The sequence below is a fragment of the Bradyrhizobium sp. USDA 4503 genome (genome assembly GCF_054055815.1).
Map to the genome: position 1 here is coordinate 7,824,885 of NZ_JBSRXS010000001.1, position 15,071 is coordinate 7,839,955.

8 protein-coding genes and 1 pseudogene are annotated in these 15,071 nt (G+C 58.0%); 6 read left to right on the top strand and 3 right to left on the bottom strand.

Annotated features, from left to right (window positions below):
- The first annotated feature begins 868 nt into the window (after positions 1-868).
- From pimC to ACVMIH_RS36995, 4 genes are all read left to right on the top strand, one after another.
- Complete coding sequence (gene pimC / locus ACVMIH_RS36980; protein ID WP_456865259.1) at positions 869-2,056, top strand: pimeloyl-CoA dehydrogenase large subunit; 1,188 nt, start codon at positions 869-871, stop codon at positions 2,054-2,056.
- A gap of 72 nt (positions 2,057-2,128) precedes the next feature.
- Positions 2,129-3,271, top strand: coding sequence for a pimeloyl-CoA dehydrogenase small subunit (pimD, locus tag ACVMIH_RS36985; RefSeq protein ID WP_456865262.1), 1,143 nt, complete (start codon positions 2,129-2,131; stop codon positions 3,269-3,271).
- Between the two features lie 420 nt (positions 3,272-3,691).
- The gene (locus tag ACVMIH_RS36990) at positions 3,692-4,516 is read left to right on the top strand and encodes an enoyl-CoA hydratase-related protein (protein ID WP_456865265.1); all 825 of its coding nucleotides are present in this window, start codon (positions 3,692-3,694) and stop codon (positions 4,514-4,516) included.
- Between the two features lie 770 nt (positions 4,517-5,286).
- Positions 5,287-6,038 (top strand): IS5 family transposase gene (locus ACVMIH_RS36995; protein WP_456865268.1). Its coding sequence is split into 2 segments (ribosomal slippage): positions 5,287-5,617 and positions 5,617-6,038, totalling 753 coding nucleotides; the frame shifts between segments, so codons are not numbered across the junction.
- 13 nt (positions 6,039-6,051) lie between these two features.
- On the opposite strand, the gene ACVMIH_RS37000 is transcribed toward ACVMIH_RS36995, so the two are convergent.
- The 3 genes and pseudogenes from ACVMIH_RS37000 to ACVMIH_RS37010 form a co-directional block, all read right to left on the bottom strand.
- The gene (locus ACVMIH_RS37000; RefSeq protein ID WP_456865271.1) at positions 6,052-7,737 is read right to left on the bottom strand and encodes an MFS transporter; all 1,686 of its coding nucleotides are present in this window, start codon (positions 7,735-7,737) and stop codon (positions 6,052-6,054) included.
- Between the two features lie 425 nt (positions 7,738-8,162).
- Positions 8,163-9,609, bottom strand: a pseudogene (locus ACVMIH_RS37005) (aspartate ammonia-lyase).
- A 296-nt stretch (positions 9,610-9,905) separates the two neighbouring features.
- Positions 9,906-10,382: an Lrp/AsnC family transcriptional regulator gene (locus tag ACVMIH_RS37010; protein WP_456865274.1), complete on the bottom strand. Its 477-nt coding sequence runs from the start codon at positions 10,380-10,382 to the stop codon at positions 9,906-9,908.
- Between the two features lie 1,103 nt (positions 10,383-11,485).
- Between ACVMIH_RS37010 and ACVMIH_RS37015 the strand changes: the two genes are divergently transcribed.
- Positions 11,486-12,964, top strand: coding sequence for an NAD-dependent succinate-semialdehyde dehydrogenase (locus tag ACVMIH_RS37015; RefSeq protein ID WP_456866634.1), 1,479 nt, complete (start codon positions 11,486-11,488; stop codon positions 12,962-12,964).
- A 10-nt stretch (positions 12,965-12,974) separates the two neighbouring features.
- Positions 12,975-14,387 carry an aminotransferase gene (locus ACVMIH_RS37020; protein ID WP_456865276.1) on the top strand — a complete coding sequence of 471 codons (1,413 nt, stop codon included), beginning with the start codon at positions 12,975-12,977 and terminating at the stop codon, positions 14,385-14,387.
- Positions 14,388-15,071 lie beyond the last annotated feature (684 nt).

Consider the following 15,071-nt stretch of genomic DNA (forward strand, 5'->3'; position numbering starts at 1 on the left):
TAAGCTCTCGTGCTGACCTCGAACGTCTGCTTGAGGATGATGTGCCCTATGGCGATCTCACCACCTCGGGCGGCTTATTGGCGTTCCGAGCGGCTTGGTTACCGGTATTGTCTATCGAGATCTCGTCGCATCGAGCCGACAAGTGTTGTCAATGAGGCTGGCAAAATTCCGCTCCGCCGGCTGCCGCAACAATCGATGCAAACTACGGCCTTGGGCGCAAGCGGCGTCTAATCTTTGGCCGGTTTTGACATCACTACAGCGGCTGTCAGCTTCTAAACACTGCGGTGTGACAACTCTTTTCAAGCGAATCAGAAGCTTAGTGTGCTTAGTGCCGGTGGCACGGCCGTTGCTAGTGAGACGCGGCACGCTAAGTGAGGAGACGACTGAATGCATCTAGCAGACGCGCAAGACGAGGGACGCTATCGCTCGGCTAAGCCGGGGGCCGTTTCGAGGAGGAAACGAGAGTACAGGACCCGCGATGCAATTTTTGAAAATCGGTTGACGGAGGGCAACATGCCTTCAGTGAGACAAATCACGTTTTACGGCAAGGATGGCATCGAGAAGTCGATCTTCCCAGAAGACGTTAGCGGCCCTGGTCGATCGGTCGTGACATCCTACTGGTTCGCAGGCCAAGGCGGCTTGATGCTTCGCATCACCACGGAAAGGACGCTGGAGAGTTTGACCCATCCTTTGCCTCTCTCTCTCTCTCTCTCTAGCTCCTGCCGATACGCGTCTCAGGTGGCCCAAGGTTGTCGCCACTCGGATTGACGGCCATTGAGAGTGAGGCTCGGCTGTTCGAGTCACGGATTTCTCGCGTCTTCCGGGCTGACAATCTCGATTCGCTAGTGAAATTCGTTAGGAAAATTCGATGGATCTTGTATTCACAAAAGAAGAACAAGCGTTCCGAGAAGAAGTGCGACAGTTCCTGCGCGACGAAGTGCCGCCAGAGATGCGGCGCAAGCTGGTCGAAGGCCGCCATGTCTCGAAGATGGAAATGATCACTTGGTGGCGTATCCTCGACGTGAAGGGTTGGGGCGTCAGCCACTGGCCGAAGGAATACGGCGGCACAGACTGGAGCGCGGTGCAGCACTACATTTTCAAGGAGGAGCTGCAGATGTATCCCGCGCCGACGCCACTCGCCTTCGGCGTGAGCATGGTCGGCCCGGTCATCTACACCTTCGGCAATGAGGCGCAAAAGAAGTACTACCTGCCGCGTATCGCCAATGTCGATGACTGGTGGTGCCAGGGTTTCTCCGAGCCGGGCTCTGGTTCGGACCTGGCGTCGTTGAAGACAAAAGCCGAGCGCAAGGGCGACAAGTGGATCATCAATGGCCAGAAGACCTGGACCACGTTGGCCCAATATGCCGACATGATCTTCTGCCTCTGCCGCACCGATCCGGCCGCCAAAAAGCAGACCGGCATCTCCTTCATCCTGATCGACTTGAGGAGCAAGGGCATTACGGTGCGCCCGATCCAGACAATCGATGGCGGCCATGAGATCAATGAGGTGTTCTTCGACGACGTCGAGGTGCCCGTGGAAAATCTCGTCGGCGAGGAGAACAAGGGCTGGGACTACGCAAAGTTCCTGCTCGGCAATGAGCGCACCGGCATTGCGCGCGTTGGTGTTTCCAAGGAGCGCATCCGCCGTATCAAGGAGCTGGCCTCGAGAGTCGAGTGTTGCGGCCGACCGGTGACCGAGGACCTCGCGTTCCGGGAGAAGCTTGCCGCCTGCGAGATCGAGCTGAAGGCGCTCGAGCTTACGCAGCTTCGCGTCGTCGCCGATGAAGGCAAGCACGGCAAGGGAAAGCCCAATCCGGCTTCCTCCATGCTCAAGATCAAGGGCTCGCAGATCCAGCAAACCACGACTGAACTCTTGATGGAAGTGATCGGGCCGTTCGCCCTGCCCTATGACGAGCATCCCGAGTCGTCGCACCAAACGATGGACTGGACCGCGCAGATCGCGCCGAGCTACTTCAACAACCGTAAGGTTTCGATCTACGGCGGCTCCGATGAAATCCAGCGCAACATCATTGCAAAGACTGTGCTGGGACTCTAACTCCTCTGCCTCTCCTGTAAGTGGACGCGGTCAAGGGGGCAAACCAGATTTGTGTCAGGGAAGCTGTAGAAAATGGAGTTCGATTTATCCGAGGAGCAGCGGCTGCTGAAGGAAAGCGTCGACGGACTGTTGACCGAGGCCTACGATTTCGAGCAGCGCAAGAAATACATGAAGCAGAAGGGCGGTTGGAGCACGGCAATCTGGAGTCGCCTCGCCGAGCAAGGCCTGCTCGGTCTACCGTTTGCAGAAATCGACGGCGGCTTTGGTGGCGGAGCTGTCGAGACCTTGATCGTGATGGAGCTCTTGGGACGCGCGTTGGTGCTGGAACCTTATTTGCCGACCGTCGTGATCGGCGGCGGCTTCCTGCGCCATGGCGGCTCAGTGGCGCAGAAGGTCGCGCATATTCCGTCGATCATCGACGGCAGCAACACCTTTGCGTTCGCCCAGATTGAGAAAAACTCGCGTTATGATCTGAACGACGTCACTACCTCAGCGAAGAAGAACAGCAACGGATGGATCATCGATGGCGAAAAGTTCGTCGTCATCAACGGCGAGAGCGCGGACGCGCTGATTGTCACCGCGCGGACGAAAGGCACCCAGCGCGACACAAGCGGGATTGGCGTATTCCTGGTGCCCGCCGAGGCGCAAGGTATCTCAAAAAGGGGCTATCCGACCCAAGATGGCCTGCATGCGGCCGACATCCAGTTCACCGGCGTCGAGGTAGGCGGCGATTCTCCAATAGGTGATCCCGGGAACGCGTTGCCATTGATCGAGCGCGTGGTCGACGACGCCCGCACCGCACTCTGCGCGGAAGCCGTTGGTCTGATGGACGAATCGCTAAAGATGTCGGTCGAGTACATGAAGACGCGAAAACAGTTCGGTGTGCCGATCGGCTCCTTTCAGAGCCTGCAGCACCGCGCCGCCGACATGTTTGTGGCGCTTGAGCAGGCGCGCTCGATGTCGATGTTCGCCACCATGGCCGCTGATTTTGATAATGCCGCGGAGCGAGCGAAAGCGGTCGCTGCGGCAAAAGTGCAGATCGGGAGGAGCGGAAAATTCATCGGCCAGCAGTCGATCCAACTCCATGGCGGCATTGGCATGACTATGGAGGCCAAAATCGGTCACTATTTCAAGCGGTTGACCATGATCGAGAACACGTTTGGCGATGGCGACTATCACCTCCGTCGGGTCAGTGAGAGCGGCGCTCTGGTGTGATCTGGTGTTCGTGACGAAGGAATAGCCACCCAACGATCGTCTAGGCCTTCAGCGGGAGCGCCCTTAGAACCCCTGGCGAAACCTTGGAAAGCGGGTGCCGGGCATCCGCGTCTGGCCGAAAAGGAACGCGAATGGCCGGGACAAGCGCTGTCATGACAGTAGCGAGAAGCGACGGATAACTGAAGGGAGTGCGTGCCGTGACAGAGTTGGCATCGTCCAGAACACACCGAATGGACGATCGGCTTTCGATCGGCCAAAGGGTCTCGAAATGTCGCTGTAGTCACCGCGTCGAGCGGCGCTCTGACCCTCAGCGAACCAGGGCGATGAACCGCGAAGCGCGCGTCGGCCAGCTGATTGAATACACGCTGCAGAGCTGCCCAAGCTCGGTACCCTCGATGGCGAGCACGTGGAGCAACAAGCATGTCCGAGCGACTAGAAATTGATTCAGGAACAGGTCAGTTGTTGGCGGAAATCCGCGACCGCGTTGCCATTGTCACGCTCAATCGACCGGAGGCGCGGAACGCATTTTCCAACCGCCTGACCCAGGCATTGCACAAGTTGATCAAACGCTTTGGTGACGATCCGCAAGTTGGTTCGATCCTTATCACCGGCGCGGGAACCGCCTTCTGCGCGGGCGGCGATACAAAAAGCATGGGCCAGAGTTTGGCGAAGACCGAGGTGACTTTCGAAGAGCGGGTCGCCAACTTGCGCGTCAAACAGCGAACGCTGACCGGTGCACTGGTCGCGGTGAGAAAGCCGACCGTTGCTGCTATCCCGGGTCCGGCAGCGGGCGCAGGCCTTGCGCTCGCGCTTGCCTGCGACATCCGCATTGCAGCACGATCAGCCATTCTGACCACTGCATATGCGCGCATCGGATTGTCCGGCGATTACGGAATCGCATGGCTTCTGACGCGACTGGCAGGATTCTCCCGCGCGCGCGAACTGATGTTCCTGTCCGAACGCATTGAGGCGCAGCGCGCAGAAGCGATCGGCCTCGTCAACCGCGTCGTGCCTGATGCGGATTTGCGCGAAACCGCCTGCGCGCTCGCGGCCTCGCTCGCAGGGGGGCCCTCTATCGCGTTCGCCCTCATGAAGGACAATTTGGACCACGCGGCGATCTCCACATTCTTGGAGTCGTTGGACTATGAGGCCGAGAACGTTATCAGGACCGAACAGACTCTCGACCATAGAGAGGGCGTGCGCGCGTTCGTGGAGAAGCGAACGCCCGCTTTCGAGGGACATTGAAGCGTTGATCTCGCCGCCCGGACTTCCTGAACCAATACCGTCCGGATAACGAATGATCGAAGCCCGACTTGTGCAGAATTGACAGCCCACATAACCGAATCAATAGCTTAGTAGCCTGCTCGCGTTTGAGAGCATGCGCTTGGGTAGGATGATTCTGAGACGGTCGAGAAGGGTGGTCTGAGCGGGGCGGTCGCTTGACCTATGCGCAGCGCAGACGAATCTGACCTACACGCCTGATGCGCTTCGTTGCCTTCGTATTGTGGAAGAACCCGCAGCGCGGGCGTAGAGGCATGCCTGCTGAACTGAGGTGTACTGTCTGAGAGAATGTAGATCTTCGCACCACCCCCTCTCAAACAGAAGACCCAGATGGCTACGATGGGCCCTCTTCGGTAGCACATCACCGGATATGACCGTAGGCAATCTGCCGCCGTCCCGTATCCATGCAATCGCAAAGTTTAGCCGACATTTGGCCTGCGTCCCAGATACCGGCTGAGTTTCGAACAGGTCCGCGCCTACCAGCCGCATCTCACCTATCAGCCGCATCTCATCAGCCAAAAGCATTCGTGGTCGCACATCAATCAGGTGGCAAGTGACCGCCTCGGTGGCGCAATGTGGTGTTTCCTCTGCGACAGCGTGCATGAGCGAGTTACGCTTCAACCGGAAACATCAGATCTCTTGCCCGTTAGTCGACCACTATTAAGGCCTGTTTACAGTCGGGGGATTCCCAGATCGGTCGAAGATTGATTCAAGGCTGAAAATGAAGATCAGCCTTGATTCGATTGATGTTAAGCGACAGCCAGTGGAAGCGGATCGCGCCGGAGCTGTCGGGCAAAGCCGGTGATCCTGGCGGCACAGGGCGCAACAACCGGCTCTTTATCGAAGCGGTTCTTTGGATTGCGCGCACCGGCTCGCCGTGGCGCGATTTGCCGGAAGCGTTCGGCAAGTGGTTCACCGTCTACACGCGCTTCTGGCGCTGGGCGCAGAAGGGAGTCTGGGAGCGGGTCTTCAAGGCGCTCTGCGAGGATCCAGATTTCGAATATGTCCTCATCGATGGCACGCTGGTCCGGGTCCACCAACATGGCACCGGCGCAAAAGGGGGACTCAAAATCAGGCCATAGGTCGCTCGCGTGGCGGCTTGACCACCAAAATCATGGCCTTGGTCGACGCCCTTGGCAATCTCATTCGCTTCGTGCTGTTACCCGGCCAGCGTCACGACAGCATCGGCATCGAACCTTTGATCACCGGCCTCGATTTTGCGGCGCTGATCGGCGACAAGGCTTTCGACAACAACTGGCTGCGCGCCAACCTCGATGAACGCGGTGCTGCTGCGGTCATTCCGTCCAAAGCCGATCGCGCCGGCCGTATCCCGCATGACGCCGAAATGTACAAATGGCGCCATCTGGTCGAGAACTTCTTCTGTTCCCTCAAGGCATTCCGGCGCATCGCAACTCGCTACGAAAAGACCGATACCAGCTTTGCCGGCCTTCTCAATCTCATCGCGAGCTGCCTCGCAAGCCGCTGACTGTAAACAGGCCTTAGTGCAACTCGCCGCGCTCGGAATCAAAAGGCAGGATGTCTGTTGCGCCTCGATCGGGCACGTCTTCCCTCCAGCGCACAGATCCGAACGGGCGCTCCAGCATGCGGCGGATACGCACGGGCTCTGGGCCGATGTGAAAACCCGCCGCTTGACGATCCAGCGCGCGCTCCAACTGTGTCCAGCGGTTGCGCTGGCGCAAATAATCGAGCCATGTTGGACAGTGATAGCGTTCCATCCACAGCTCAGGATGGGAGATATCGCGGGCAATCGACCAACCATAGGCCCCGTTTCGCTGCCGGTACAGCTGCACATTCTGCATCACGCTGTGGAAGGCGCGCGCATTCTCCGGCGCGACGCGATATTCGATCTCGACCATCAGGGGCCCGCTACGATCGGTAAGCGGAAGTTGCACCTCAGGATCGGCCGGCGGCTCGGCATCCTCGCCGTGCGCGCCGATGGACGGCATGCACAGCCAGAGCCCAAGCAGCGGCGATATCATCATCAGCGCTGCGGAGATCAGCAGTGCGTTTTCCACGCCGGCGGCATCGGTGAGGCGGCCCCAGACCCAGCTACCGATCGCAACACCGCCGGAGAACGCAGTTTGCCAGGCCGCAAGCGATCGGCCCGCGATCCAGCGCGGTGCGGAGAGCTGCACGCCAATATTGAACAACGTCCACGTTATCGTCCACACGGCGCCCGCCAAGACCAGTGCTGCGGCAGTCAGAATCGGCTCGCGGCTGAACGCGACCGCGGCGATCGCGCCGCCCATCGACAGAGTGCAAGCGCGTACCGCGGCCTCGCCGCTCATGCGCTTACGCACCTCTCCGATGTTGAGCGCTCCGATTACTGAGCCAAGTCCGAGGGCGCCGAGCATGAGGCCGTAAGTTTGCGCCCCGCCATGAAGTAGGTCACGGGCGACCAGCGGCATTAGCGCCGGGATCGCACCGCCGATCACGGCGGTTGCCAGGGTGCGGGTTAGCACGATTTTGATGGATGGCGAATTGGTGATGTAGCGCACGCCGGAGATGATGGCGCGGTTCAGTTGTTCGCGCGGCAGCCGTGACGGCTCGGCCACACGCTTCCACAAGAACAGCGCCACCATCAGCGGCAGATAAAGAATCGCGTTGAGCGCAAAGGCTGCGGCTGCGCCTGCGCTCGCAACCACAATGCCGCCGATCGCGGGACCGAAGCTGCGGGCGATATTGTAGCTGATGCCGTTGAGCGCCACCGCTGCCGCCAACGATTCGGCCTGCACCTGCTCGCTGACAGAGGATTGCCAGGCCGGCCCCATCAATGCCATGCCGCTGCCGACCACAAAGCAAAGCACTAGCAACAGATTCGGCGTGGCAAGACCCGACCAATCGAGCGCAGTGAGCGCGGTGGCGCCGCAAAGCGCAATCGAGAGCGCGACCAGCGATATGATACGACGGTCATACATGTCGGCAATGGCCCCGGCCGGCATGGCGATCAGCATCACGGGCAGCGACAAGGCGGTCTGTACCAGCGCGACCATATCAGCCGACGACGTCATCTCCGTCATAGCCCAGGCCGCACTGACGCCCTGGATCAGGATACCGAGATTGGATAGAATACTTGCCAGCCAAATGCGCCGGAAGGTGGCGGAGCGCAGCGGCGCGGTGATGCCGTCGACACTGAACGTCTGGAGCTTGGGCGTCTCAGTCATAGCAGTTCCTGCCTAGCCTGCGATGGTTTCATTTTCGACCAGATCAGTGATGGTCGCGCAGACTTGGCCGTTAGCAACTGGGCAAGTGCCTTTGCAACCCTATCTGATTTGGGCGGTTCCAGCGCGAAAGCATTATGGGGGCGCCTGACGCCCTGAGGTATCCATGGCAAGCGGTGCTTGTAACCTCGCGTGCGAGAGTCCGCCTCTCGTCCTCTGAGGGTGGGCGCCAAGCCACCCCGTGGGCTTATCGACTTCGTCGACAAAGCAGTGCCCATGTTCGGATCGGACGCGATGATGTCCCGCGTCCGGGACGAGCTCGCCGCGGTAGGATGGAGATGTCCTGCTCGGTCACCGTCTGGACTGCAAACTTGCTGGCCCTGACCGGCGAACACTGTACGAAGGCCATGGTCGCCTGTTCCCAGATTCTATTTCGTCACTTGAACCTCAGATGAACCTCCTGAAATGTCGAGTTCCGGCGCTTTCCATGGTTTCGTCAGAATGGTTGGATCACGCAACCTTTTGAGCAACTCGGGTGCAAGGTGCAGCTCTGGAATGGAGAATTTCCCAAATCATCTGACCGCTCTTTAGCGTTGCCTTCGCAACATCGGACGCACGCTCGTATCCGATCAGCGGGGTTAGAGCCGTTACGATAGCCGTGCTTGCCTCCAGATGCTCGCGGCATCGCTCCACATTGGCTGTTATCCCGACAATACAATTTTCGCGAAGCGCTCGGGCGGCGTTAGTGAGAAGAGCAATAGATTGCAGTATACTGTAAGCAATCACCGGCTCCATGACGTTAAGTTGGAGCTGACCCGCTTCGGCGGCCAACGATATGGTCAAGTCCGCACCCATTACTTGGAAGGCGACTTGATTTACCACTTCGGGGATCACCGGATTAACTTTGCCCGGCATTATAGAAGAGCCCGGCTGAACGGCCGGTAGATTGATTTCGGCAAGGCCCCCCCCCCCGCGGTCCGCTTGAGAGCAGCCTCAGATCATTCGAGATCTTGGAGAGCTTTATCGCGGTGCGCTTTAACATGCCGGAGAACAAAACGAATGATCCCGTGTCCCAGCATGCCTCGATCAGATTGTTAGCTGCGAGGAAGGGGAGCTGAGTAAGTGTGGAGAGTTCCTCAACAACGATCCCAGCGTAATCCGGCTTTGTGTTGATTCCGGTACCAATAGCTGTGCCGCCGAGATTCATTTCCCTGAAGAGGGAGACGAGCTCTTCCAGCCGGACCACGTCCTCCCGCACTGTCGTCGCGAAGGCGCCAAATTCTTGGCCGAGAGTCATTGGAACCGCGTCCTGCAACTGTGTGCGGCCTAATTTTGGGACGTTGGCGAACTCCGCCTCCTTTGCTCCAGCTCATCAGCAAGCTGACGGAGCTCCCGGTCTAACGAGCGGTGTGCCAACAGAATGGCAAGTCGGATGGCAGTTGAATAGACGTCGTTCGTCGACTGGGAAAGGTTGACATCGGGTGAACAACGTCGTAGCGCTCCACGAGAAAATCCCAGGTGCTCGAGCGCCCTGTTTGCAATCACTTCATTAATGTTCATGTTCGTGGACGTTCGAGCACCACCTTGAAAAACATCGATGGGAAATTCACCGGTCAGGTCGCCAGCAGCTATGTCATCGCAAGCGGCGGCAATCGCGCTAGCTTTGCTGGCTGAAATATCGCCAAGCTTGGCGTTTGCCAGTACGGCTGCCTTTTTTACCACAGCAAGTGCGTGGACAAGCTGCGAAAGATGACTGACTGGAATCCCCGAGATCGCAAAATTTCTGATCGCTCGCACAGTCTGAGAGCCGTAGTAGGCCTCACTCGGGACCTCTACTTCTCCCAAACGATCGACCTCGCGGCGGGTTTTGCCCATTCTTGATCTCTATCTCTGCTTGCGGAGTTACGACACGCTATGCGTGGAACTGAAAGCCTCTGTGACCTGTGCGCGCTGCCGCGCCAGGCTCAGTACGCGAGCGCGACAAAGAGCTCGGAGTGAGCCCAACGCGATATTCACGGGGCGTAGTCGTTTTGGAATACCCATCTGAAAGGAAATCTCCTCAGCCGAAGTGGTGACAAAGTAAGGGATCCGTTGCGCGGATTTTTTGCGTTCTGTGCAGGCCACCGAAGAAAAGACGCGCGAACACACCGATCCGCGGGGTGCCCCCCGCGTCAAGCTTCGGAAGGAGCATCAATTGGAATGGCAAAGCCCGCTTTGACTCGGTCCATTATGACCATCGTCTTGAAGCCCTTGATATCCGAGTTCTCATAAAAGAATCGCCTAGTGAACCGCTCATAATCTTCCATGGTGCGTGCCGTGACATACAGGACAAAGTCAGCGTCGCCGGTAACGTAGAATCCATTCACCACGTCATCTGACGATCTGATGGCCTTCTTGAACTTGTCGATTATGTCTGAGCGCTCGCGTTCCAAAGTCACTAGCACAAGCATCTGAATTGGCCTTCCTACCGCCCTCGGCGAGACGATCGAGACATCAGCCTCGATAATGCCTTCCGAGCGGAGTCTTTTCAGGCGTCGTTGACACGCGGTAGCAGAAAGGCCGGCCATTTCGCCGATTGTCTCGGACGTCAGGCGGTTATTCTTTTGTACGATCTCGAGGATGCGGGCATCTATTCGGTCGTATTGCATAGGTTGGCTCCAGCCCCTCAGGTGAATTTCGCCCTCAAACGCTCGCGCAATGCAGGAAATCGTCAGAGCGATGCGAAAACGGGACGTAAATGCGTTTACAATAGCAGTATTCTGAACGCATGGGCAATTTTCAACGGGAGCGGCCTGAGATTGGCAATGGTCTTTCAAGACCTTCGGCGCAAAAGCCCATCTGATCACTCTTGCCAGGGCGCACCTGCAAACTTTGCGTTCTCGCGAGCCTCACACTGGTGCCGTGCTCATCGAAGAATAGCCGCGAACAAAGAGACATTGTGGTTGATTCGTCTATAGAAGACACCACGAAGGTCCCCCGTTGCGATACCCCGGATATGAATCTAGCGGTCGCGGCGGTGGAGCCATTTGTCTACGCTGGCGCAAATTAATGCGGTGTGACCGGGGCATTCCGTGCGAAGCCGATCGTGGCTTCCGGCCCCGCTCAGCGGCTTGGCTCATTTAACTCGCGTCTGCACGTTGTGGCGCGCCTCCGTTGGCCGGAAGCCTAGCCGGGGCTGTCGTTTCACGCGTGTTTCGATCATCCTGCCGACATGGTGCGGCATGCGACGAGACCGCGGTACCGAGGTCACGCAGAGCCCGCCGAAAACGATACGGCGAGTGCAGCGCAGTTTTGAGCCGGTAGTTCTGAGGGCACCGCTTAGATAGCTGGTGCAAAGCCGGTCTCGGCAGTGCCGAAGCCAAGATTGCGGACGCTGGTGGCTGTAGCCGGGCCATCGTCACCACGCCAGCCGGATAGCGTCGAGATTAAATCTGCGATGCGGTCAGCGCGTGCATGGACCGGCGCCGGCCCATCGAGCCATATCGCCACACTTATGTGGATATGGAGAGGTGAGTCGCTGCGCTTGCAGTAAGGGCTTCTCCGAGATGGGACCGTGTCGGATTGCGCAACGGCCTCCGGGCCAAGGTGAATTTCGCTGCGAAACGTCGCGCAATGCAGGAAATCGGCCGAGCGGCGGGGAAATGCGACGCAAAGATGTTCGCGACGGCACTATGCTGAATGCATAGGCAACTCAAATACCGCGTGACACCTTGAAATGGCCTTTGAAACTGTTCGGCACAAAAGTCCGCATTTGATCGCGCTTGCTGCGAGGCACCTGCAAAGTCTGCGGCGTTCCGACTTTGTTGCGGGAGCCGCGCTTATCGACGGTCACTGGATTGCGGGCGATCAACGAGACGCTGTGGTCGACCCGGCTACTGGGGAAGAGATCGCGGACGTTGCTCGTTGCAGTGCGCCGGACATGAATCTGGCGATCGCGGCGGCACAGCGGTCTTTCGTCGCCTGGCGCGAACTATTGCCGGCAAAGCGAGGGGAGATCCTACGGTCCTGGGCGTCAATGATGCTCGACCATTCGGAGGAGCTCGCCATCCTGGTGACGAGCGAGCAGGGAAAGCCACTCGCTGAGGCACGGCACGAAATTGCTTACGGTGCTGGATTTCTCGAGTGGTTCGCCGCCGAGGGCGAACGTGCGTACGGAGAGACGATCCCCAGTCACAAGCTTGGAAGTCTGCTTCAGGTGCGAATGCAGCCGATCGGCTTGGCGGCGGCGATCACTCCGTGGAATTTTCCTGTCGCCATGATTACGCGAAAGGCTGGCGCCGCTCTTGCTGCCGGTTGTCCGATCATTGTGAAACCAGCTCGGGAGACCCCGCTTTCTGCTCTAGCGGTGGCCAGGTTGGCTGAAGAGGCCGGGATTCCGCGCGGTGTATTTCAAGTGCTCGTCGGCGATCCGATCGAGCTTTCGGCGCCTCTGTTGTGCGACCCAAGAATACGCGCTCTATCATTCACGGGTTCTACCCAAGTTGGCCGTCTTCTTCTGGAAGGGGCGGCTCAGACCGTAAAGAAGGTGTCGCTCGAGCTGGGCGGGCATGCCCCCTTTCTCGTCTTCGATGACGTCGATCTCGACAAGGCTGTCAAAGGGGCAATGGCCGCAAAGTTCGCTACATCGGGTCAAGATTGCCTGGCGGCGAACCGCATCTATGTGCAAAGGAGCATCTATGGTGTCTTCGTTGAGGCCTTTGCTGCGGCAGTAGCCCAACTGAAGGTTGGCCATGGCCTGGAGCCTGCGACAGATATCGGGCCAATGACGAAGCTGTCGGTGGCCAACAAGTGCAGAACGCAAATTGAGGATGCTGCGGCAAAGGGGGCGCGGGTCATTTCCGCGAAGCGAGACGAAAGCCTGGGTCCTAACTTCGTTCTTCCGACGTTGCTCAGCGATGTCACTGAAGAGATGCTTATCGCGCGTGACGAAACATTTGGGCCCGTAGCTGCAGTCTTGCCGTTCGATTCCGAAGAAGAGGTCATCGCCCGAGCTAATGCTAACGAAATGGGGCTTGCCGGATACGTCTACACGGACAGTCTACGTCGAGCGCTCCGACTTTCCGAGCAGATCGAGTGTGGCATGCTTGGTATCAATACGGCTTCACTCACAGGCCCTCCTATTCCGTTCGGCGGATGGAAGCAGTCCGGGCTCGGTCGCGAAGGCTCACGACACGGCTTGGCTGAATACATGGAACTGAAATACGTCTGCTTCGGCGATCTGGCGGCTTAGGAGAAACGTTATGAATGACATCAAAACCATCGCTGAACGAGATCGCTCGAGCGTTCTGCACCCATTCACTCAGCTCAAGGAATTCGCCACTGGTAAGACTGGTGATCCGACGATTGTTGTCGGCGGAAAGGGCATTCGCATCGAAGATGCGCAGGGGCATAGCTACATTGATGGGTTTGCTGGCCTCTATTGCGTAAATATTGGATATGGCCGCACCGAAGTCGCTGAGGCCATCGCGCGGCAGGCCTACAAGCTTGCATACTACCACACATATGCGGCTCATACGACCGAAGAGCTGGCCACCTTGTCTGACCGTCTCGTGCGAATGGCGCCGGGCAAGGCAAGCAAAGTCTTTTACGGCTTGTCCGGATCAGATGCCAACGAAACTCAAGCCAAGCTCGTTTGGTATTACAACAATCTCCGTGGTCAGCCCAAGAAGAAAAAGATCATCTCGCGGGAGCGCGGCTATCACGGTTGCTCGGTAATTTCCGGTTCGATGACTGGTATGTCGTTCTACCATGATCACATGGATCTTCCCTTTCCGGGCATTTTGCATACGGGCGCGCCACACCACTATTGGGGTGCAGAGTCGGGTGAGACGGAAGAATCCTTTTCTCGTCGGCGTGCAGTCGAACTTGAAGAGCTGATCGTGCGAGAGGGGCCGGAAACGGTTGGTGCCTTTATTGCTGAGCCGGTGCTGGGTACGGGCGGTATCACACCGCCTCCTGCCGGCTACTGGCCTGAAATTCAGGCTGTGCTTAGTCGCTACGACATTCTTTTGATCGTCGACGAAGTGATTTGTGGATTCGGTCGAACCGGTGCTGACTTTGGTAGCAGTCTATACGGGATCGAGCCCGACCTGGTGACAGTCGCCAAGGGTCTGACATCCGGTTATGTGCCGCTCTCCGGAGCCATCGTTAGCGAGAAGGTCTACTCGGTAATGGAGGATGCGGCGGATCGAGTCGGAGCATTTTCGCATGGATATACCTATTCCGGGCATCCGATTGCCGCCGCTGCTGCCAACGCAGTTCTCGATATCGTTGAGAAGGAGCGACTAAGCGACCGTGCCAGGATCGTCGGTTCGCACTTTCAAAAGCGACTGAAGGATCAGTTTTCGCAGCTAGAAATCGTTGGAGAAGTGCGAGGAGTGGGCTTACTTGGCGCGATTGAGTTCGTTGCGGATCGTCAAACAAAGCGACGATTTGATCCGCAGCTCAAGGTAGGTGCCCGCATCTCGAAGGCTGCCCGTGATCGGGGACTTATTGCACGAGCAATGCCGCACGGAGACATTCTTGGCTTTGCTCCGCCTCTCGTAGTATGCGAATCTGAGATCGATGAGATTGTTGAGCTGGCGTACAAAGCGACAAAGCAGGTAATGGACGAGCTGGCGAAGGAATCTCCAACCGCTTGGGATGCGGGTTAGCATGGCGCTTTGCGCACCTTTGTCCGGCTGTCGCGCGAGCATTAGCTGTGACGGGTCGGACTCGAACAGAGAAAGACTGCGTGACAGACCTCCAGTGGGCTGGTGGTCCAAAGCCATTGCAAATCGAACTGCCGCACGAGGAAAATCGCAACGCCGGGGATGCGATGCATCGTTTCCGGCCCTCACTCGGAGTTTAAGCCGTTCCGATCGAATGGCGGTCCGATGGTGAGCATCGATTGTCATGCTGTCGTCTATGCTGATCTCTCTATTGAAACGCTGTGATGCACAATCACTCAAGCGTTGGAGGCCGACTGCGAGGCTAGTCGTGTGATAGACGCCGGCCGATTTGCAAAAGAGCGCTGATGCCCGCGCCGATCTTTGTCGCCGGGCATGCTTGGTGGGGTCGGAAAAGCATCTCGTGCCTGTGGCATTGAGGCCGACTGGGCTCCGGGAGCGATGAAGGAGTCGCTCTCAAAACGGTAGTCGCTCTGACAAACGGCTCCCGCACCGAGGCGTTTTTAAAGAGATTCGGTGCGGCACATTCAGGATATTGTCTGCACTGGGTCACCTGAACTTCGAGCCTCTCGAGACATCAACGGCGAGACTCGGGAACTCAAGGAGAGGCACTCGCTGCGGACCAACGGCAAATTCTCTGATCGGAGCATGCGAATGAAACGAAGATCA